This is a genomic window from Neobacillus mesonae (assembly GCF_001636315.1).
Lineage (GTDB): Bacteria > Bacillota > Bacilli > Bacillales > Cytobacillaceae > Neobacillus > Neobacillus mesonae.
On record NZ_KV440949.1, the window covers coordinates 4,634,175 to 4,655,428 of the forward strand.

At 39.1% G+C, this 21,254-nt stretch carries 18 protein-coding genes; 16 read left to right on the plus strand and 2 right to left on the minus strand.

Features of this window, described 5'->3' with window-relative positions; genetic code table 11:
• The first annotated feature begins 73 nt into the window (after window positions 1-73).
• The 12 genes from A6749_RS21795 to A6749_RS21850 all read left to right on the plus strand — a co-directional run bounded on the left by A6749_RS21795 (window position 74) and on the right by A6749_RS21850 (window position 13,405).
• A complete protein-coding gene (locus A6749_RS21795; protein WP_066396478.1) occupies window positions 74-1,411 on the plus strand; it encodes an aromatic ring-hydroxylating oxygenase subunit alpha in 1,338 nt (445 codons plus the stop codon).
• The gene (locus tag A6749_RS21800; protein WP_066396481.1) at window positions 1,401-1,901 is read left to right on the plus strand and encodes a 3-phenylpropionate/cinnamic acid dioxygenase subunit beta; all 501 of its coding nucleotides are present in this window, start codon (window positions 1,401-1,403) and stop codon (window positions 1,899-1,901) included. Before A6749_RS21795 ends, A6749_RS21800 begins: the two co-directional genes overlap by 11 nt.
• Before the next feature lie 370 nt (window positions 1,902-2,271).
• Window positions 2,272-3,108 carry an MBL fold metallo-hydrolase gene (locus tag A6749_RS21805; protein ID WP_066396485.1) on the plus strand — a complete coding sequence of 279 codons (837 nt, stop codon included), beginning with the start codon at window positions 2,272-2,274 and terminating at the stop codon, window positions 3,106-3,108.
• A 149-nt stretch (window positions 3,109-3,257) separates the two neighbouring features.
• Window positions 3,258-4,118, plus strand: a complete 861-nt coding sequence (locus A6749_RS21810; protein ID WP_066396488.1) for an MBL fold metallo-hydrolase — start codon at window positions 3,258-3,260, stop codon at window positions 4,116-4,118.
• 42 nt (window positions 4,119-4,160) lie between these two features.
• Window positions 4,161-5,420 (plus strand): MFS transporter, encoded by a 1,260-nt coding sequence (locus A6749_RS21815; RefSeq protein WP_066396491.1) that lies wholly within the window; start codon window positions 4,161-4,163, stop codon window positions 5,418-5,420.
• 86 nt (window positions 5,421-5,506) lie between these two features.
• A complete protein-coding gene (locus A6749_RS21820) occupies window positions 5,507-6,964 on the plus strand; it encodes an NAD-dependent succinate-semialdehyde dehydrogenase (protein WP_066396494.1) in 1,458 nt (485 codons plus the stop codon).
• A 43-nt stretch (window positions 6,965-7,007) separates the two neighbouring features.
• Window positions 7,008-8,390 (plus strand): aminotransferase family protein, encoded by a 1,383-nt coding sequence (locus A6749_RS21825; RefSeq protein WP_174842919.1) that lies wholly within the window; start codon window positions 7,008-7,010, stop codon window positions 8,388-8,390.
• A 231-nt stretch (window positions 8,391-8,621) separates the two neighbouring features.
• Window positions 8,622-9,977, plus strand: a complete 1,356-nt coding sequence (locus A6749_RS21830) for an APC family permease (protein ID WP_066396498.1) — start codon at window positions 8,622-8,624, stop codon at window positions 9,975-9,977.
• A gap of 67 nt (window positions 9,978-10,044) precedes the next feature.
• On the plus strand, window positions 10,045-10,878 hold the full coding sequence (locus A6749_RS21835; RefSeq protein WP_066396503.1) for an MBL fold metallo-hydrolase: 834 nt from the start codon (window positions 10,045-10,047) through the stop codon (window positions 10,876-10,878).
• Between the two features lie 140 nt (window positions 10,879-11,018).
• A complete protein-coding gene (locus tag A6749_RS21840; RefSeq protein WP_066396506.1) occupies window positions 11,019-12,236 on the plus strand; it encodes an ROK family transcriptional regulator in 1,218 nt (405 codons plus the stop codon).
• A 13-nt stretch (window positions 12,237-12,249) separates the two neighbouring features.
• Window positions 12,250-12,843, plus strand: a complete 594-nt coding sequence (locus tag A6749_RS21845) for a chromate transporter (RefSeq protein WP_066396516.1) — start codon at window positions 12,250-12,252, stop codon at window positions 12,841-12,843.
• Window positions 12,844-12,862: 19 nt separating this feature from the next.
• Window positions 12,863-13,405, plus strand: coding sequence for a chromate transporter (locus A6749_RS21850; protein WP_066396526.1), 543 nt, complete (start codon window positions 12,863-12,865; stop codon window positions 13,403-13,405).
• Window positions 13,406-13,418: 13 nt separating this feature from the next.
• Here A6749_RS21850 and A6749_RS21855 read toward each other — a convergent pair whose 3' ends face one another.
• Window positions 13,419-13,973 (minus strand): GNAT family N-acetyltransferase, encoded by a 555-nt coding sequence (locus A6749_RS21855; protein WP_066396529.1) that lies wholly within the window; start codon window positions 13,971-13,973, stop codon window positions 13,419-13,421.
• 154 nt (window positions 13,974-14,127) lie between these two features.
• Between A6749_RS21855 and A6749_RS21860 the strand changes: the two genes are divergently transcribed.
• The gene (locus A6749_RS21860) at window positions 14,128-14,595 is read left to right on the plus strand and encodes a flavin reductase family protein (protein WP_066396530.1); all 468 of its coding nucleotides are present in this window, start codon (window positions 14,128-14,130) and stop codon (window positions 14,593-14,595) included.
• 52 nt (window positions 14,596-14,647) lie between these two features.
• Here the strand turns inward: A6749_RS21860 and A6749_RS21865 are convergent, their stop codons facing one another.
• Entirely contained in the window at window positions 14,648-16,354 is a 1,707-nt protein-coding gene (locus A6749_RS21865; protein ID WP_084797924.1) for a sigma-54 interaction domain-containing protein, read from the minus strand.
• 350 nt (window positions 16,355-16,704) lie between these two features.
• Here A6749_RS21865 and hutU point away from each other — a divergent pair, with 350 nt between their 5' ends.
• The 3 genes from hutU to hutI all read left to right on the plus strand — a co-directional run bounded on the left by hutU (window position 16,705) and on the right by hutI (window position 21,237).
• Window positions 16,705-18,426: a urocanate hydratase gene (gene hutU / locus A6749_RS21870; RefSeq protein WP_066396532.1), complete on the plus strand. Its 1,722-nt coding sequence runs from the start codon at window positions 16,705-16,707 to the stop codon at window positions 18,424-18,426.
• Window positions 18,427-18,546: 120 nt separating this feature from the next.
• Entirely contained in the window at window positions 18,547-19,902 is a 1,356-nt protein-coding gene (locus tag A6749_RS21875) for a YjiH family protein (protein WP_066396535.1), read from the plus strand.
• Between the two features lie 81 nt (window positions 19,903-19,983).
• Window positions 19,984-21,237, plus strand: a complete 1,254-nt coding sequence (gene hutI / locus A6749_RS21880) for an imidazolonepropionase (RefSeq protein ID WP_066396537.1) — start codon at window positions 19,984-19,986, stop codon at window positions 21,235-21,237.
• Window positions 21,238-21,254: the final 17 nt, after the last annotated feature.

Below are 21,254 nucleotides of genomic sequence, written 5' to 3' on the forward strand. Positions count from 1 at the left end.
AATAGTTTGAGTGGAAACCGGATATTTATTCACTTCTAGTTCATTTAATTCACAAAAAGGGGTTGAATGCAACATGAAAATGGAAGATTTTCTGCAAATTAAAGAAAAAGTTGCAGAAGGGTATCTACCACAATGGGTAATTACAGACCCGGAAGTATATAGTTTAGAACAAGAAAAAATCTTTGCAAAAACATGGTTGTTTTTAGGGCATGAATCAGAATTAAAAGAACCTGGCAGTTTTGTCACTAGAATGATGGCTGATGACCCGATTCTTTTAATGAAAAATAAACAAGGTGAAATTAAGGCCTTTCTTAACTCTTGTACTCATAGGGGTACGAAACTATGTACTGAGGATTTTGGTAATAAGAAAACGCATACATGTCCTTATCACGGATGGAGCTACAATACGAACGGAGAACTAATTGGGATTGTTGCAGGTAATAAAATATACGGAGAATCGATGGATAAGAGTGAATGGGGACTTCGGATGGTTCCCCGTGTAGAAAGCTACCAAAGGATGATTTTCGGGAATCTTGATCAAAACGCGATTTCTTTAGAAGAGTATCTAGGTGAGATGAAGTGGTATTTTGATATCATGCTCGGGCGAAGCGATGGCGGAATGGAAGTAACAGGTGTTCCACAGCGATGGATTGCAAAGGCTAATTGGAAAATGACGAGTGAAAACTTTAACGCCGATCCTTACCATGTTCAGACAACCCATCGATCTGCAGTAGAAATGAAATTGACGCCGACAGATCCGTTATATGCATCTTATGGTCACCAAGTTGTGCTATCGAATGGTCATGGAATCAATGTCATAACGTCTGCCACTGGAAGAGGGGCAAACCAATATCAGGGTATGCCTGAAGATATGTGGCCGATGTTTGAAAAGAATTTAAGTAAGGACCAATTAGAGGTATTCTCAAGGGTAACAAACTTTGTAGGCGGGGTTTTTCCAAATCTATCTTTCCTAAGTTCTCAAAGCGGAACCGAGGGCAATAAGTATAATCATTTACAATTTCGTGTATGGCGACCACTCGGACCGGATAAGGTGGAAATCTGGGTGTGGCATATGATTGATAAAGCATTGCCAAAAGAATACAAAGAGAAATCATATAGAGGTTTTCTAGCAACATTTGGTGCAGCAGGCACACTTGAACAAGATGACACGGAAAACTGGGCACGGATTGTTGAGGCAAGCCAAGGCAGGATGGCACGAGATCGAAAATTAAATTATAACAATGTAGTAAACTATTTAATGGGCTTTGATAATATGGAACCGGATTCGGAGTTTCCAGGACCAGGTAATGCATATCCAACCTGTTACACCGACCATGTTGCTAGAAGTATGCATAAATATTGGCTGGAGCTGATTATGAAGGATCTAGAGGTGAAGGCTAATGGAAGCTGATTTACATTATGAGATCTCACAGTTCTTGTATAAGGAAGTATATTTGCTGGATCATCGTCAATACAGGGAATGGCTTGATTTGTTAGCTGATGATGTAGAGTATATAATGCCTTTACGTGTAACAGTAGAAAATAAACATGAAACAAATTTGTCGAAAGAAATGACATATTTTACTGATTATAAAAAAGATCTTACAATGAAAGTAGAAAGACTTTATACGAAGTCAGCCTGGGTGGAAAATCCGGCACCAAGACAGCGACATTTTATTAGTAACATCGTTATTGAACCAACAGAAGTGGAAGGGGAATATAACGTAAAAAGTTATTTTCTTTTTAAACGCAGCAGGGCCTCGGAACCAAATACAGAAGAGCTTTTCGGCGAGCGTGAGGATATTATCCGGAGAGCAGAGGACGGCTGGAAGCTGGCGAAGCGTACGATTCACCCTGATCAGGCTGTTTTGACCGTTATGAATTTAAGTATGTTTTTATAAAGGACCGATAAAACCCCGATACATGGACTTTAATTCCTTGTATCGGGGTTTTTGATTAACTTAGCATCGAATTAAATGTGATTTTTATTGTGCTCTTTTGACGAGAAACACTTAAGCTCCTATTAATAATTACAATAAGAAATTTCAAGATTATAAATTCAGAATATTGATAAAAGGGTATTGAAATCATATATGATTGGATATATAATTTTGTATATGATAGGAGCTAAGATAAACTCTGGCTTTGCCTCCTATTGTAAGCTGTCGCAACCTTCTGAAAAGAAATGACTCAAAGCGCTTTTTGATATTTCTTTTTAGCACTTTTGTCTAAAATGGTTAAAAGTTTATAAATACATAAGGAGTGAACTGAATGAGTAATACGAATCTATCTATTGTTATGTTGGGAACCGGGAGTCCTCGGCCGGATTTGGAACGATCGGGGCCTGCCCAAGTTCTATTCCTTGATGATCTTCCAATTTTAATTGACTGCGGTGAGGGCACAACAACGCAATTAATGAAAGCCAATATTCCACCGCAAAATATCAAGCACTTATTTTTCACCCATCTTCATTCGGATCACTTTTTTGGTTACGGTCAGTTTCTTTTAGGCGGCTGGGGGCTTGGGCGACGTGAATTAACCGTTATAGGTCCTAAAGGAATAAAAGAATTTCATGACACGTTAGTACGAATGTTTCATGATGACATTTCCTACAGAACATCATTAGGCAGACCGGGAAATGGAGTACTTGACGTCAAAATTATTGAAATCGACGAGCCTGGAATCGTTCCATGTGATATCCCTGCAAAGGTTACTGCATCTGAAATGGTCCATAATGTTCCAACATTTGGTTTCCGTTTTGAAACGGAAGAAAAAGCGGTTGTTTTTTCAGGGGATACTGCCCCGACTCCAGCTATTATAGAACTAGCGCGAAATGCAGATGTTTTAGTTCAAGATGCTTGTCTCGCAGCAACAGGTGTATATCGGAACACAAAAGACCCCGAATTACAAAAGATTTGGGAAAATTTACAGAAAGAACATTGCACACCACAACAAGCCGGAGAGATCGCCCAAGAAGCCGGTGTGAAAAAACTGGTTATGACTCACTTTTTACCGAATGTTAACGCGGAAGAAGTACAGCAGGAGGCTGCAAATTCCTTTGATGGTGAGGCTATCGTCGGGAAAGATTTACTGAAAATCACAGTTTAGTGCCGGGGAGGATTTTCCTCCTCCTGATGATGAAAGATTAAGATTATGATAAGTTTTATCCGAGTTGGTTAGAAGTTTCTGGAGTCTATGAAAAAATAGATTGTTCGAAATGAATGAAAAACCAAAAAACGTTTAAAGGAGAGTAAATGATGGGCAATGGTCAACTTTCAATCACAATGTTAGGAACTGGGAGTCCCCGCCCCGATTTGGAACGGTCCGGACCTGCCCAAGTTTTATTCATTGATGATCTTCCGATATTAATAGATTGTGGCGAGGGAACAACCGCCCAATTAATGAAAGCCGATATTCCGCCACAAAATATTAAGCATTTATTTTTTACCCATCTCCATTCTGATCATTTCTTTGGTTACGGCCAGTTTCTTCTTGGCGGATGGGGTCTAGGCAGAAGGGAATTAACCATAATTGGGCCCAAGGGAATAAAAGAGTTTCACGAAACATTAGTAAGGATGTTTTATGACGATATATCCTACCGAACATCGCTGGGAAGACCAGGGAATGGTGTCTTGGATGTCAAATTCATCGAAATCGACCAGCCGGGGAGAGTGGAGGTTGATATACCTGCACAAGTCATAGCTGCCGAAATGGTTCATAATGTCCCGACATTTGGCTACCGCTTTCAAACAGATGAGCAGGCTGTGGTTTTCTCAGGGGATACGGCCCCGACTCCAGCAATCATTGAATTAGCCCGCAATGCTGATATCCTAGTACAGGATGCAGGTCTTGCTCAGACGGCAGTTTATCGAAATACAAAAAGTGTTGAGTTACAGAATATTTGGGATAATTTGCAAAAGGAGCATTGTACTCCAGCGCAGGCTGGCGAAATCGCACAAAAGGCATGCGTAAAAACACTCGTGCTGACTCACTTCTTACCAAATATTGATGAAGAAGAAACGTATCAAGAGGCAGCTTGCACATTCAATGGGGAAATTATCGTAGGAAGGGATTTACATGTCATTCCTGTCGCCCAAGCAATAACAAAACAATATTAAACCTGTTTAAATAAAAAAATTTGGTCAAATAGGAGATGTTTTATGAGGTGGGTAATTGTTGTATTTCTGTTCCTTTTATACATTATCAATTATGCAGATAAGGCTATAGTTGGTTATTCGGCAGAACCGATTATGAACGATTTAGCCCTTAATTACACTCAATGGGGTCTAGTCGGCAGCAGCTTTTACTGGTTATTTTCAATTGCAGGTATTGTAGGAGCGGCGTTGACGGATAAAATAGGTACGAAAAAAATGCTGACGATTATGGCGATTGTTTGGACCATTTGTCAGCTAGGTGCTTTTGCTATTTATAGCTTACCTTTACTGATCTTTTCTCGTGTCTTGCTAGGTGCTTTTGAAGGACCTTATCTAGCTACTGCTGTTAGTCATATTAGTAAGTGGTTTCCTCCAGAACGACGGGCGTTTGCTATGTCTCTTGTAAATTGCGGCAGTATGGGTGCTAAATTGATGGCTCCGATGCTTATTGCAGTTATTCACACATACAGCTGGCGTATTGGTTTTGGGTTATTAGGTTCTCTTAGTCTCATTTGGGTTGTTTTATGGCTTATATTCGGTCGCGAACTGCCAAAAAATAAAGTGAATTATGAGGAATCTAATGAAAATTTACCAACAGCGAATTGGAAGGAAATCTCTAAAATACTGCTATCACCAAACTTCATTTTTACTACTTTAGCCTTCTTTTCCGCGTTTTGGGTTTTGACATGGTCATTTGTATGGATGCCGATTTACTTAACTAAAATAATTCACTTAACTCCGATGCAAATGGGCTATGTTATTTCAGCAATTGGCATTATCACTTCTCTCGGTTCAATTGCTGCGGCAGTGCTATCTGACAAAGTATTGAAAAAAACAAAAAGCCATCGAAAATCGCGCGTATTTGTTTCCGGAGGGGCTTTAGTTATAGGGGCAATCTCCTTATTTTTAATCACAATGGTTCAATCAACTGTAATGGCGATTATTCTGCTTTGTCTAGGTTTAACCTTAGTCAATACCATGTTCGCGATAGCACCACAAATTGCTGTTCATTTGCTCCCTGAAAGAAAGGGGCTAATTACTGGAGTATTAGTAGGACTTGCCAATACAGCTGGAATCGTTGGTCCGATTATTACGGGATTTGTCGTTCAATTTGCCGGTAAAAATGAGTCAATGGGTTTTAATTATTCTGTTATGCTCACTGCCGGTATCGTTGTTTTAGCAAATGTACTCTATTTGATTTTTACAAAACCTGACGTGCAAAAACAAAATAAAGATCAAACCCTTATAAATCAAGTAGCAAACTAAAAAATGCTTCTGTTGCAAAAGCTGGAAAGCGCTTTAGTGTGTTTTATCTTTAGAAAAAAAACGGTTTAATGAAAGGAGAATTTAATATGACGACAGTAAAATCAGTTAAAACACTTCAATTATATATCAATGGCGAATGGGTTGATGCCAAATCAGGAGAATTTTTTGATGTCATTAGTCCGGCAACCGGAGAGGTCATTTATCGGGCGGCCAATGGAAGAGCTGACGATGCTAAGAGGGCGATCGATGCATCTTACTCGGCATTCCCAAAATGGTCGAAAATATCATCGAAAGAAAGAGCCGCGATTTTATTTCGTCTATATCAGCTAATGCATGAAAATCTTGAGGATTTAGCACAGACTATTTCAAACGAGATGGGGAAACCAATCAAACAGGCTCGTGGGGAAGTAATGAACGCTGCTGAATATGTCCTCTGGAATGCGGAAGAAGGTAAACGAATCTATGGAACTACGATTAAAGGCTTTGAAGAAAACAAAAGATTACAAGTGATTAAACAGCCTGTTGGTCCGGTTGCTGCGATTACACCTTGGAATTTCCCGCTTGCAATGGTTACTAGGAAAATATCACCTGCTCTTGCATCGGGATGTACGTTGGTATTAAAACCGGCGGAACAAACACCAGGGTCTGCCGCAAAATTTTTTGAACTAGCTGAAAAAGCCGGAGTTCCTAAAGGTGTAATTAATTTAGTGACTGGTTCCCCGGCAGAGATTGGCGATGCCTTCTTGTCCGACAAACGGATTCGCAAAATAACCTTTACCGGCTCAACAAGAGTAGGGAAATTGTTAATGAAGAAGGCTACTGATCAAGTTAAAAGAGTATCGATGGAGCTGGGCGGTCACGCACCATTTATCGTTTTTGAAGACGCTGACATTGACCAAACCGTTTCAAGCATTATGAAAAGTAAATATTTTAACTGTGGTCAAACCTGTATTTCGCCAAATCGAATTTATGTTCAAGAATCAGTCAAAGAAAAATTCCTTACCAAATTAAAAGAGAAGGTAGAATCATTGCAAATTGGCTATGGATTAGAAGAACAGGTAGATTTAGGTCCGGTTGTTAGTCAAGCTGGATTAGAAAAGGTAAAAAGCCATGTAAAAGATGCTGTTCAAAAAGGTGCCGTCCTTATTAGCGGAGGAGATGAATTCCCAGTTCAAGGTTATGAAAACGGATACTTCTATTTACCTACCATTCTTGCAGATGTGAATGAAGAAATGCAGATTGCCAATGAGGAAACATTTGGTCCGGTAGCAGCTGTATTAACTTTTAAAACAGAAGATGAGGTAATTGAAAAGGCCAATAATAGCGATTACGGACTTGCAGCCTATTGTTTTACAAAAGACCTTTCAAGATCAGTCAGAGTTTCAGAAGCCCTGGAGTATGGAATGGTAGGAATCAATGATACAGTGATGTCCCAGGTACAGGGTCCTTTTGGAGGAATCAAGGAAAGCGGTCTGGGTAGAGAGGGCGGACCGAACGGGTTAGCCGATTTTCTCGAAACAAAATTTATTTCTACTATTATTTAAGGATATTTCTCATTTGGAAAATACATTTTAGGAGGGGCTTTTCATGATAAAGAATATCACACAAGAAGAAATTAATATTGATCATTTAAGAGAGTTAGATAAAAAGTATTTTTTACATCCAACCACATCGATTAAACAGCATCAAGCAAATGGTCCATCGGTTATTTTTACAGAAGGAAAAGGTATTTATTTAAAAGATGTAAAGGGTGATACGTATATTGACGGACTTTCATCCTTATGGAATGTAAACATCGGTCATGGCAGGGAAGAAATCGTTGATGTGATTAGTGAACAAATGAAAAAGCTTGCCTATAGCTCGACCTTTCAAAACTTTTCACATGAACCTGTCATTCAGCTTTCTGAGAAAATTGCTTCCCTTACGCCTGGAGATTTAAATGTAAGTTTTTATACTTCTGGCGGTTCGGAATCGAATGAAACGGCATTTAAGCTGGTGAGACATTACTGGAAATTGAAAGGTAAAGAAAAGCGTACGAAAATTATTGCCCTTGAACGCGGATATCATGGTATTACAATGGGCGCAACAAGTGCAACAGGGATCACACCATTTCAAAACATGGCGACTGCCAACGCCCCAGACTTTTTCCATGCAAAACCATTTCAATTAAATTGCGAATTAGGGGACAAAGTGGATGCAAATTATCCAAGAAGTATAAGGGGAATTATCGAGAAAGAAGGTTCTGAAACTGTTGCTGCTGTTATTTTAGAACCGGTCCAAGGTGCAGGAGGCATTAACATTCCACCTGATGGATATTTGCAGGCGGTAAGAAAACTATGTGATGAGTATGGAATCTTGATGATTGCCGACGAAGTGATCTGTGGATTCGGGCGAACCGGCAAAATGTTTGGTGTCGATAATTGGAATGTTGTGCCAGATGTCATGTCCGTAGCTAAAGGGATTACCAGCGCTTACATTCAACTAGGTGCAGTTATCATTACTGAACGTTTGCGGGACGAATTAGCAGAAATTTCAACCGATGTTTTATTCCATGGCTTTACTTATAGCGGTCATCCTAGTGCATGTGCGGCTGCCTTGAAAAATATTGAAATTATAGAAACCGAAAATTTAGTGGCAAATGCTAAAAATATGGAGGATGAACTTTTAAAAGGGTTTCAATATCTTGAAGAGAAACATTCAATCGTGACAAAAACAAGAGCGAAAGGTTTAATGGGGGCATTTGAATTATTCGTTGACCGTGATAGCGGTACACCGTTTGACCCTTCTGCTTTAGCAGCGCCAAAAGTGATTCAGGAGTGTTTTAAGAGAAAATTGATTGCCCGTCCTGTTGTATTTGAAGGATCTAACATTATTACCATCGCTCCGCCTTTGATTGCGAACAAGCAGGAAATTGAAAAAATCATCGTGATTCTTTCTGATTCCATTACAGCATTTGAAAAACAAATCTAGTTGGAATTTAAATGAGATTATCTAGATAATTTTAAAAAAACCATCAGATCAGTTAATAATTGAGGTTACAACTTGTCGCTTCCTATTCTGGGATGTTGGTGCGAGGAACCTTAATTATTCTTTAGATCAGGTGGTGGCATTTTTTTGCCTTTAAATCCCTAAAGACCACAAATTAGCAAGCTTTTGAAATAAAAAAGTTTTGACAACCAATTAACTAAGGAGGCTTGATTTATGGGGAAAAACGCAGCAGGGAAGCAAGAATTAAAAAAGGTGTTAAAAACGCGGGATCTTGTTATTTTTGGTTTGATATTTATTTCGCCGAATTCAGCTCAGTCATTATTTGGCGGCCTTACCACCTCCTCTCATGGTCACGGATTACTTGCTATTTTAGTAGGCCTTGTTGCAATGATATTTACAGCATTTAGCTATGGAAAGATGGCAAGTATCGTTCCAAAAGCCGGTTCCACTTACAGTTTCGCCACACATGCGCTAAATCCAACAATCGGTTTTATTGCTGGCTGGGCGATTCTTTTAGATTATTTAATCTTTCCTATGCTGGTTTACAAATTAGGTTCTAGTTTTGCTGTAGAAATGATGCCGTTTATGCCGTTATGGCTGATGCTTTTCATTTTTATTGTCCCAATGACTATTTTTAATTATTTAGGTATGAAGGTTTCTAAGCACCTTAATCTCATTATGTTACTCCTAAAATTATTGAGCGTTACTTTGTTCCTTGGATTCGCCATCCATGCCCTTACAAATGGTGTAGGTGCTGGACATGTCGTCGATTTGAAAGGGATTTTTGATACGCAAACATTTTCCATGAATGCTCTAATTGCAGGTTCATCGATCGCTGTACTTTCCTATATTGGGTTTGATGCAATCACCGCTTTATCGGAAGATGCGCAAGTTTCTGGGAAAACAGTCGGACGCGCTGTCATTATCACCTGCCTAATAAGCGCTGGTTTAATTGGTATTCAAATCTATTTCGCAACACTACTTCACCCAGATTTCACCACATTTAAAAATCCTGATACTGCTTTTTATGAAATAGCCCTTGCTGCTGGCGGAAGCAGTCTTGCCATTATGACTACAATACTCCTTAATATTACAGGAGCTGCTACAGCATTAGCCGGTCAGGCGTCCGGTTCGAGAGTTCTGTTTGGGATGGCGCGTGATGGAGTACTACCAAGCTTTCTAAGCCAATTACATCCAAAGTATAAAACTCCAGTTAATAGTGTTTTACTTTTAGCAGTGCTTGGCTATATTGGAGCCTTGCTAATCCCAATTAGATTGTTCTTTTTGATCGTAGTATTTGGAGCATTAATCGGCTTTATCTTTGTAAATTTAGCCGTCATCCTAGAATTTTATATCAAACGAAAAGAGAGAAACGGGGGTCAGATTTTTTTCAATTTTATTTCACCGTTATTAGGAATCGCAGTGTGTATTTATATTTTAATAGGCATGGATGCTACTGGGAAAATCGTGGGTGTTTCATGGCTGCTAATAGGGTTCCTATTCTTAGCGGTAAAAACGAAAGGTTTTAAAACAAGACTAAAATTGGATAGCTTAAGCGAAAATTTATAGTATGCAATAGAGGAAACGTTGAGAGATCGAATTCATACATTCCCCTGAATAAGAAAGGAGTTAAAGAATGTCAGAAATTGCATTAACCATGTTAGGAACCGGAAGTCCAAGACCAGATATAGAACGTTCCGGACCGGCACAAGTATTGACTATTGATGGAACACATATCTTAATTGATTGTGGAGAAGGGACATCGACACAACTGTTAAAGGCTGGCATTCCCTTAGAATCGATTAATCATTTATGGATCACCCATTTACATTCCGACCATTTATTTGGCTATGCCCAATTTTTGATTGGCGGTCAAGGAAACGGGCGGCGGGAATTGACCATAGTTGGACCAAAAGGGATTAAAAAATACCACCAAAGAATATTAGAATTATACGAAGAGGATCTCAATTACCGACTTTCATTAGGGCGGTCGCCGAAGGGATTACTGGATGTTAATATTATTGAAATAATAGAATCTGGTGAGATAAAAACGGATATTCCTGCTTATGTGACTTGTGCAGAAATGGTTCATAATGTTAAGACATTTGGATATCGGTTCTATATCGAGGATAAGGTAGTTGTTATTTCCGGTGATACGGCACCAACACCTAATATCGTTGAACTTGCTCGTGGTGCGAATTTATTAGTCCTTGATTCTGCTCTTACGACCACCTCTGTCTATACAAAGGGTGGAAATAAAGAATTTAGCAAAGTTTTTGAAAACCTAAAAAAAGAACATTGTACTCCAGTTCAATGCGGACAAATTGCCCAAGAAGCAGAGGTAAAAACTTTGGTACTTACTCACTTTTTACCTGAGGCGGATGGTGAGGAAGCCTTTGCTGAAACATCTTCAGTATTTGCAGGTGAAGTGATTGTACCAAAGGATTTACAAAAAATAAAAGTAGATTAACTAAAAAGTCCCTTTGCACCTGAAAAAATGCAAAGGGATAATAATTTAGTAAAGATTTTCTCTCTTCCTTTAAAAACTTTTTACCAAAGTGGATAAAAGTTGTATAATAAGGGTAATAGCGATAAAGGAAGATGAGTCTTATGCTAAAACAATTCCATAACCCCATGTCCCAAAAATTAATGAATACTAAATTGTTATATAAGCTAATTCGAACAAATGGTCCAGTAACAAAAAATGCACTTATTGAACTCACTGGTTTAAAGCAAACTACTTGCGGAAGAATCGTAGAGGAGCTTGTTCAGGAAGGTTTAATCATTGAAAGTGGTACTGACAGATCGAGCGGCGGACGGAAACCTATTATGTATGATATTAATTCCAAACTATACTATTGTATAGGGATTGATATTTCCCGTACCTTTACAAAAGTACTGTTATTAGATATTCATTTGAAAGTGAAGGACGAAGCAAAATTAAGGATGGACCATACGTGTAGCCCCGAGAAAACCATTTCTTTTATAATCAATGCCATCGAAAAAATGTTGAATAAAAATCAAATTCAACACGCCCAATTATTGGGAATCGGAATTGGGGCGATTGAACCGCTTGATCGGGAAAAGGGCATTATATTTAATCCGCTTTATTTTCCTGCAAATAATTGGAGAAATATCAGGATCTCAGAAATTTTGAGAAATCATTTCAATACAAGAATTCTTGTTGATAGCGGGGTTAATACGGCTATTCGGGCAGAATATGAAATAGGCTTGAATAGTGTGGTCGGCAATCTCGCTTACACGATTGCAGGTGTAGGGATACGACTTGGTTTGATGACCAATCATCAACTTTTTCATAGTCCTGCTACAGGTTTTGGAAAATATGGCAATGGACATATGGTGGTAAATACGAATGGAAGGAAATGTGACTGCGGCAATTATGGCTGTGTCCAAACTTATTCAAGTATATTAGCTTTAAAGGAGGAAATCATCCATCATTTAAAGCGCGGACATTCTTCAATTTTAACCGAAAAGATTGCCAATCCCGACGAAATTGAATTTGAAGATATTTGTTGGGCGCTAAAGAATGATGATCAACTTTGTTCCTTTATTGTCAAAGATTTTGGTTTTTACACAGGAATGGGCGTAGCGAACATCATTAACCTATTCCAGCCTGATATTTTCATCTTAGAGGGTCCAATGTATAGCCGGCTGGAATTATTTTATGAAACGGTAACGAAAACAGCGAGTGAAAGAATTGGAAAAATATATCCGGGCTATGAGGTGAAATTCAGTCATGGATACCTCGGTGAAAACGCAGCTGCAATCGGGGCGGGGAGTATGGTTTTAGGTTACTACATAGATTAAGAGGGGGATCGGTATGAACAGGTTTAAGAAAATGAAACTCTTATGGAGTCTCTTTTTTACCTTTATGAAAATAAGTCCATTTTCCTTTGGTGGTGGTTATGCCATGATTCCCTTACTAGAGAGGGCCGTGACGGAAAAGAAAAAGTGGGCTAAAAAAGAAGATATAACCGATGTACTGGTGATGGCACAGACAGTTCCGGGATCCATTGCTGTCAATACCGCAACATTTATTGGTTATCGGCTTGCTGGTTTATCAGGGGCAGTGGTTGGAACATTGGGGATTGTAACACCAACCTTTATTATTATTGTGCTGCTTGCTGCATTATTTTTGAACTTTCAGCAAAACCCGATTGTCGCCGCAGCTTTGATGGGGATTAGGCCGGCAATTGTTGCACTAATTATTTATGCCGCAATTAAAATCGGTAAGACCGCCATTTTTGATATAAAAACGCTTATTTTTGCAGTTATTTCCTTGATCTTATTTTTGTTTGTTCATATGCATCCTATAGTAATTCTAGTTGCAGGCGGATTAGGCGGTATTCTATTAAATATGAAAAATTTGATCAGTACCAATGAAAAGGACCAAGAAAAATCACGAGGGGCTTAAAGGAGAAAGGGGGAGTTAGGTGTATTGGGAACTATTTCTGTCATTTTTGAAAATTGGATTTATCTCCTTCGGCGGCGGTTATGCGATGATTCCAGTAATCGAATATGAAGTCCAATCACACGGGTGGATGACGACACAGCAATTTACTGATGCTGTAGCAGTTGCTGGAATGTCCCCTGGACCCATTGCTACCAATAGTGCTGTATTTGTTGGTTATAAGATTGGAGGATTGCTTGGCGCCATTGTTTCCGCCGTTGCAGTTTCACTCCCATCTATTTTGATTGTTGTGTTGATTTCACTGTTTATCAAAAAGATGAAAAACCAATCTGTTATTCAATATGCTTTTTATGGATTACGACCGGTAGTAACTGGATTAATTGTTTATGCCGCAATTAAATTTGCTGTTCAAAATGATATTATTGGCGACGTTAATTTATATGGATTTAATTTTACAGGTGTATTGTTTATTTTAAGCGGAGTTTGTTTGCTTCTTTTCACAAAAATAAATCCAGTCATGATTATTCTTTTGTCAGGGGTTTTTGGTGTAATTATCTATTCTTAATGAAAAAGCCAGGTTATTTTACCTGGCTTTTTTCCCATTCATGTTTTAACAGGGACAAAACATATGTATCATGTGATTGTTTGTTTTGATAAATATAATCCCGCAGCAATCCTTCATTTGTGAAGCCAAGCTTTTTAAGAAGATTCAGGGAAACTGTGTTTTCTGGATAAACAACGGCCCCAACCCGGTGTAAATCCAACTGTTCAAAACTAAAGTTAAGAACCTCCTTTAAAGCTTCAGTAGCGAAACCGTTCCGCCAATAGGATGGGTGCAATTCATAACCAATCTCAGCCCGTTTGTTATTCAGCTGCAGCGCATTCAAGCCAATCGTGCCAATAATTTTTTGATTCTCTTTTAATTTAATGCCCCAGCGGATCCCGCGTTTTTCATGAAAGTTTTTATGATACATATCAATTAATTTTGTTGCCTCGGCAGGCAATATAAATGGATCAGTCCCATAGTATTTTGTCACTTCCTCCAAGGACAAAATACTAAAGATACTGTCTAAATGTTGATGGGTAATTTCGATTAATTTCAGTCTTTTTGTCTCTAAAATTGGAAACCTCAAAACCGGCACCTCTTTTTTTCATCAATAAAGTTAAATATTTCACTAATTCTAGTGTATATTGGGTGATTATAAAAATAAAGTAAAACACATTCATTTCATTTGAATAAGGTACATAGTCTTATATTAACGGAGTAAGCAGAGAGGAGTCATGTGAATGGATGATCGTCAATTTCGAAATGCAATGGGGAAATTTGCCACAGGGGTAACGGTAGTAGCAACAGAAGTAGACGGTAATGTGTATGGGATGACGGCAAATGCATTTATGTCGGTTTCCCTTCAACCAAAGCTTGTGGTAATTTCCGTCGCAGAAAAAGCTCAAATGCTGAAGAAAATCAAACAAAGCGGAACGTTTTCGGTGAATATTTTAGCCGCTGAGCAAAAGGAATTATCGATGATTTTTGCTGGTCAGCTTAAAGAACACCGTGATGTTGAATTTGAGCATCTAGGAAAAATGCCAGTAATACCGGGTGCTATAGCGCAAATAACCTGTGAAGTATCCGTGGCTCATGTAGAGGGTGACCATACATTGTTTATTGGAAAGGTAACAAACATTCAATTAGAGGATGGGGAGCCGCTGATCTATTACAGTGGGAAATATAGAAAATTAGAAAATGATGATTAAAGGAAAATACCAGCATTATCCGGGAATTTCAGGATAAGCTGGTATTTTTGTTTTAAGGCTTAGCCAAGCCATGCTTTTTAATATGATACTGTAAGCTTTGCCTTGTAATCCCCAATTGTTTGGCTGCTTTTGAAATATTCCAGTTCGTTTCATCTAAAACTTTTTGAATGTAATGCTCTTGCGAATTGGCAAAGATTGATTTAAGCGGGTTCTTGATGACTTCCTTTTGATTACGGCCTTTAGACGAACTAGCTGTCACAATTTTATTTCGTAAATAAGCAGGAAGATGCTCGCTATTAATTTCCTTTTCTGTTTCATTTGATTGGATAATTAAATTCTCTATCAGATGCTCAAGTTCTCTTGTATTTCCGGGCCATTGATATTGCAGGAGCATTGCTCTTAGTGCTGACGATAGCGGAGGGACTGATTTATTAAATTTGTGTTGGTATTTTTCGATAAAGTGATCAATAAAAAATAAAATATCCTCGGTTCTCTCTCTTAATGGCGGAATGAAAATACTTGTATGAGCAATCCGGTAAAATAAATCAAGGCGCATTTTTCCTTCTTCGGTTAATTTCACCGGGTCCTCATTTGAGGCACTTATAACGGTGCATTCAACAGGAGAAACATCGTTTGAACCAACTCGGCGTACTAACCGCTCCTGTAATACCCTCATTAGCTTTGATTGAAGTGTCAGCGGCATAGAGTTAATTTCGTCTAGAAAAAGGGTACCTTTTTTGGCATATTCAAAAAGACCCATCTGGTTTGAAGCCCCCGTAAACGCTCCTTTCACAGTACCAAATAAGGTGCTCTCCAATAAGGTTTCCGGAATAGCCGCACAGTTAACGGCAACAAATGGCTGTTCCGCTCTCGGACTGTGATTGTGCATACTTTGGGCAAACAGTTCCTTCCCTGTCCCTGTTTCTCCGACGATCAGTACATCCGTATTATGAATGGCAATATTTTGGGCCTCTTGAATCAAATTTTTTAAGGCTAGGCTTTTTCCTTTAATATTTTCAAAAGTAAAAGAAGTCCCGTTTTTAAACGGCTTTGAGTCTGAATCAGGTTGAACAATCTGCCTTTTCATCTCAATTGTTTGATGCAGCCGATTTTTTAAATGAGATTCATTGGTACTTATGGAAAAGACGGCAATCGTCTCACCGTCTTTTTGAATCGGAAAGGTACTGTAATTGACGTATCTAGGAATTCCATTTACTGTCGAATGCGCCCGATATCTTGAGAAAATTGGCTTGCCTGTGTTAAATGTATGCCTGTGCTCTGAGTATTGCGGATTATAGTTATAGGCGGACCACAAATGTTTCCCGATAATTTCACGGTGGTCCAGGCCCTCTAGTTTTTCTTGAGCATGATTATACAACACAATTCTGCCCTCATGGTTACTCATCATGACCCCTTCATCAAGGGATTCGATAATTTTTTCAAGGCAAAATAATCTTGTATTTGGACTTTCCGTTATATTGGTAAGGTCTTCTATACACAAAACTGTGTAGATAACATCCGCAGTAAACTTTTTTACCTCAACCATGAGTTTTCTTTGATTCAATTTAATAGGAAAGCAACTGTTTTCGACTAAATTCTTCGCAAGACAGGGAAAAAGTACAGAAATATGTATCCCTTCATTGATCTCTAGCGGAAGGGTTGGATTAATGTCATAGGATAAAATATGAAAACTATCATTTAATACAATAACCCCGTCAACATAATTTTTTAAGATAGAACCGATGGATTTTGCAATCAAGTTAAAAGCCCCCCTTATTAAGATAAAGACCTTGCTAAGAATATAACACTTGTTTTGAATTTTTTAAATAGTCTGCACGCAAAAAATATCTGCACCCATCTAAATGTAATCGCTTTCGTAATTAACAGCCCGGAGAACTATTATTTCGACAAAAATAGTGCCAAATCCATCTGCACTCGATTTGCAGAATTTGGATTTTTTTGAGTGCAGGAGAGGGCTTTTTTATAGTTTAATAGGCTTTTTTGCAAAAAAAATAAAAATTTGTCCCTTTTTCTAATTTGGCACGCAACTTGCAATATATAAAAGCGAGTACAAACAATACAACTTTATCAATCTAGGAGGAATTGTACATGACAAAACCAGAAATCTTATATTCAGTAAAGGCGCAAAGAGGAGACGTCCTACGCTGTAAGGGCTGGAGACAAGAGTCGATCTTAAGAATGCTTGAAAATAACATGGAAAATGCTGAGAAGCCAGAAGAGCTAGTTATTTATGGTGGGATTGGTAAAGCAGCACGTAACTGGGAATCCTATCATGCAATTGTAGATTCTTTAAAAGAACTTGAAGATGATGAAACACTAGTTGTTCAATCCGGTATGCCTGTGGCAATCTTCAAAACTCATAAATATGCTCCAACGGTTGTTATGGCAACTACCAATATTATGAAAGCTGACTGGCCGACTTTCTATGATCTTCAAGATAAGAACTTAACAATGTATGCAAACTACACAGCTGCTCCATGGGAGTATATCGGGACACAAGGTGTTATCCAAGGTACATTTGAAACACTTTCGGCAATTGCCCGACTTCACTATAATGATTCCCTTGTTGGGAAAATCCTGTTAACTGCCGGTGCCGGCGGAATGGGCGGCAACCAGACAAGAGCGATGACAATGCATGGCGGGGTTGCCATTCTATGTGATTCTAACATTGAAATTATTAATCGCAGAATTGAAAAAGGATTTATTGATTGTATAGCAGATTCATTGGATGAAGCAATTGAAATGGCGAAGCAGCACGCAGCAGAAGGGAAGCCGCTTGGGGTTGCAGTAGTTGGAAACGCTGCCGATATTTTTGAAGAAGTGCTGCAAAAAGGCTGGCTGCCTGACATCGCAACATCCATGACACCTGCACATGACCCAATTTCTTATCTGCCGGCTGGTTACACGGTAGCAGAAGCAGAAGAGCTTCGTGACACAAACCGTGAGCTTTACTTGGATAAAGCCCGCGAGACAATGATTCGCGAGTTGAAAGCATTGATCAAATTCTTAGACCTTGGCGTTAAATCTTTCGAATACGGCACAAGTATCCGTAAAGAGTGTATTGATGCTGGATTTGATGAGAAAGAAGCGAAGCGCCTGCCTGGTTTCGTAGCTGAATACATCCGTCCATTATTCTGTGAAGGCCGCGGTCCTTTTCGCTGGGTATGTCTATCAGGTGAAGCAGATGACTTGCGCAAAATCGATGAAATGATTCTTGAAGAATTTGCTGATGACCTGCTTGTAACACGCTGGATCAAGCTTGCCATGAAACATATTCCAATTGAAGCACTTCCAGCACGTATTTGTTATATGGGCTTCGGTCAGCGTAAGAAATTCGCTTTAAAGGTAAATGACATGATCCGTAAAGGCGAGCTCGCCGGACCTGTGGCATTCTCACGTGACAACCTTGACTCCGGTTCAATCGTGAACCCAACATTCGAATCAGAAAACATGAAAGACGGCGGAGATTTAATCTCTGACTGGCCAGTATTGAATGGCTTGTTAAACGCTGTTGGTATGTGTGATCTAATCGCCCTGCAAGCAAACTACTCTATGGGTGAAGCCGTTCATACAGGTGTAACAATGATTGCAGATGGTACTGCTGAATCTGACATGAGACTTGAAGTAGCCATGACAGTGGACTCTGGTATTGGGGTTATCCGCCACGCTCAAGCGGGTTATGAAATTGCCCGTGACGTAGCAAACGGAAAAGGAAAACTGACAGACGAAAGCATTAAAGTTCCGTTATGGTGGTCACCAAAAGCGACATTTGGTCCAAAAGATTTAGAAAAAGAAAATGTAAAAGCATAATTTAACGATAATTTTGGCGGCTGTTCCTATGATTGACCTTTCAGGGGCAGCCTTCTTTTTAAAATTTGAGCGGGTGCCTGACACCATAAACATATCTCCCCATTGAAAGAGGTGGAACATATGAAAGAACTTCAAGGATCCGTTGAAACCCAGCAGTTCAATCAAAATGTTGATGTAAAGCCGTCCATCTATTCTATTTCCAACATTTTAAAATTTCTAATCTTTAGCATGATTGGAATCTTTATGTTTTTTATTCCGATTGAATGGAACGGAAAGAGTTCTATTCCACTAGACCATTTCGTAACATGGGTTCGCAACATTGTTGGAAAGGGTGCTTCTTATTACGTATTAATCTTAGTAATGTTAGGGGCAATACACCCTTTTTATAAAAAGACATGGAAGAAAAACGCTGTCGAAGCAGTCATAACCTTATTTAAGGTACTCGGGGCAATTGCTACCATTATGGTTATTTTTAATATCGGTCCTGCCTGGCTGATGGCTGAAGATATGGGGCCGTATTGGTTGAACTTTTTGCTGATTCCAATCGGCATGCTTGTTCCAATCGGTGCGGTATTTTTAGCCTTGCTAGTTGGTTATGGACTATTGGAGTTTATCGGAATATTTATGCAGCCGATTATGAGACCAATTTGGAAAACTCCGGGAAGGTCAGCAATCGACGCTGTTGCTTCATTTGTCGGCAGTTATTCAATTGGGCTGTTAATTACCAACAGAGTGTACAAGGAAGGGAAATATACGAAAAGAGAAGCGGTGATTATTGCTACTGGTTTTTCAACTGTTTCTGCAACATTCATGATTGTAGTAGCAAAAACTCTAGATTTAATGCATATATGGAACCTTTATTTTTGGTTAACATTAGTCGTCACGTTTGCGGTTACTGCCATTACGGTAAGGTTAAGACCAATTAGTAAAATGAGTGATGAGTATTATTCCGGCGAAGGGTATCCTGAGGAAGTAATAAAGAAGGACCGGATCAAAGTCGCCTGGAATCAAGCGATGATCACTGCGGAGTCTGCTCCAAAACTATGGAAAAATATCTTTGATAATGTAAAAGACGGTGTCCTAATGGCAATGGGAATTCTGCCAACCATTATGTCAATCGGTTTATTAGGCCTAATATTAGTGAATCAGACACCCGTTTTTGATTATTTAGGCTATATTTTTTACCCGCTGACAGCTATTTTGCAAATACCAGAGCCGTTTCTTGCGGCTAAGGCTGCAGCTATTAATCTAGTAGATATGTTTGTGCCGTCATTAGTTGTTTTGAAAACCAGCTTAGAGACAAGATTCATTATTGGATCCTTGTCCATATCGGTCATTCTTTTCTTTTCCTCGTTGATCCCGTGCATTATGTCTACGGAAATCCCGTTGAGGATGAGAGATATTCTTTCAATCTGGTTCATTAGAACAGTATTTTCCCTTTTGCTAATCACACCGCTTGCTTTTCTGTTTTTATAAAAGCGAGCTGTGATTTTTATAAAAGCTATATCACCTCTAGTGGAGCTAGATAAGTGAAAAATAATCATGGAGGTTTAATAAATGTCTGAAACGAAGGTGAAGACAAAGGTTGATTTAGTCATTGCTCATGCAGCAGAGGCTTTGACATGTGTGGGAGAAACTATGGAAGACATTGGTGTTATCACGAATGCCTGGATTGCCATTAAAAATAACAAAATTGCCGGGGTAGGATCAGAGGAAGAGATTAAGAGACATTTTGAATTTGATTCAAACAGTTTAATCGATGCTTCAGACAAAGTGGTTGTCCCTGGCTTTGTCGATTCCCATACACATTTAGTGTTTCACGGAACACGTGTTGAAGAATATGCGGCAAAACTGACAGGAAAACCGGAAAAGCTAGAGAAGCTTGCCATAACAACCGGACCAAACCGAACAATTGAACTAACAAGAAATACGCCGGCAGAAGAATTATTTCACCAATCAAAGAAACGTATGCTGACGATGCTTGAGCAAGGAATCACTACAGTTGAAAGTAAAAGCGGCTATGGGCTGACAACAGATAGTGAAATCAAAATTCTTGAGGTAAGCAGACGCCTCCAGAAAGAAACACCACTTGATGTAATCAACACGTTTTTAGGTGCCCATGGAATTCCAGAAAACATGACAAAAGAGGAATATGTTGATGTTATTGTCAACGAAATGATTCCGAAAGTCGCGGAACGGAAGCTTGCAGAGTTCTGCGATGTTTGGTGTGATGATGGTTATTTTACTGCGGAGGAATCAGAGAGGATTCTCAGAGCTGGCTTAAAGAATGGAATGAAACCGAAAATTCATGCTGATGCCTATTCTTACATAGGTGGTTCCGACTTAGCAGCAGAAATGAAAATGGTTTCCATTGACCATTTAAATTATACACCTATAGAGGCAATGGAAAAATTAGCGGAGGCAAAAGTAACGGCTGTCCTCATGCCTGCACTTGATTTTGCCGTTGGACATAAGCGTCCATTTGATGCAAGACAGATGCTTGATTTAGGAGTGGAAGTAGCACTTGCCACCGATTTATGTCCTGCCAGCTATACACAATCCATGCAGTTTGTTATTCAGCTTGCTTGCCGTTTGTATAAGTTTTCCGTTGAAGAAGCAATTAAAGCAGCGACAGTGGGCGGGGCAAGAGCACTTGATCTCGATGACCGTGGCGTTATTCAGGAGGGAAAACTGGCAGATTTACAAATTTGGGATGTTCCATCCTATAAGCATGTGGCATATGAGCTTGGAGTTAATATTGTAGAAACGGTTATTAAAAGCGGCGAAATAGTAGTTAACCGCAAAGCTTAAATTTTGGAGGGATTTAT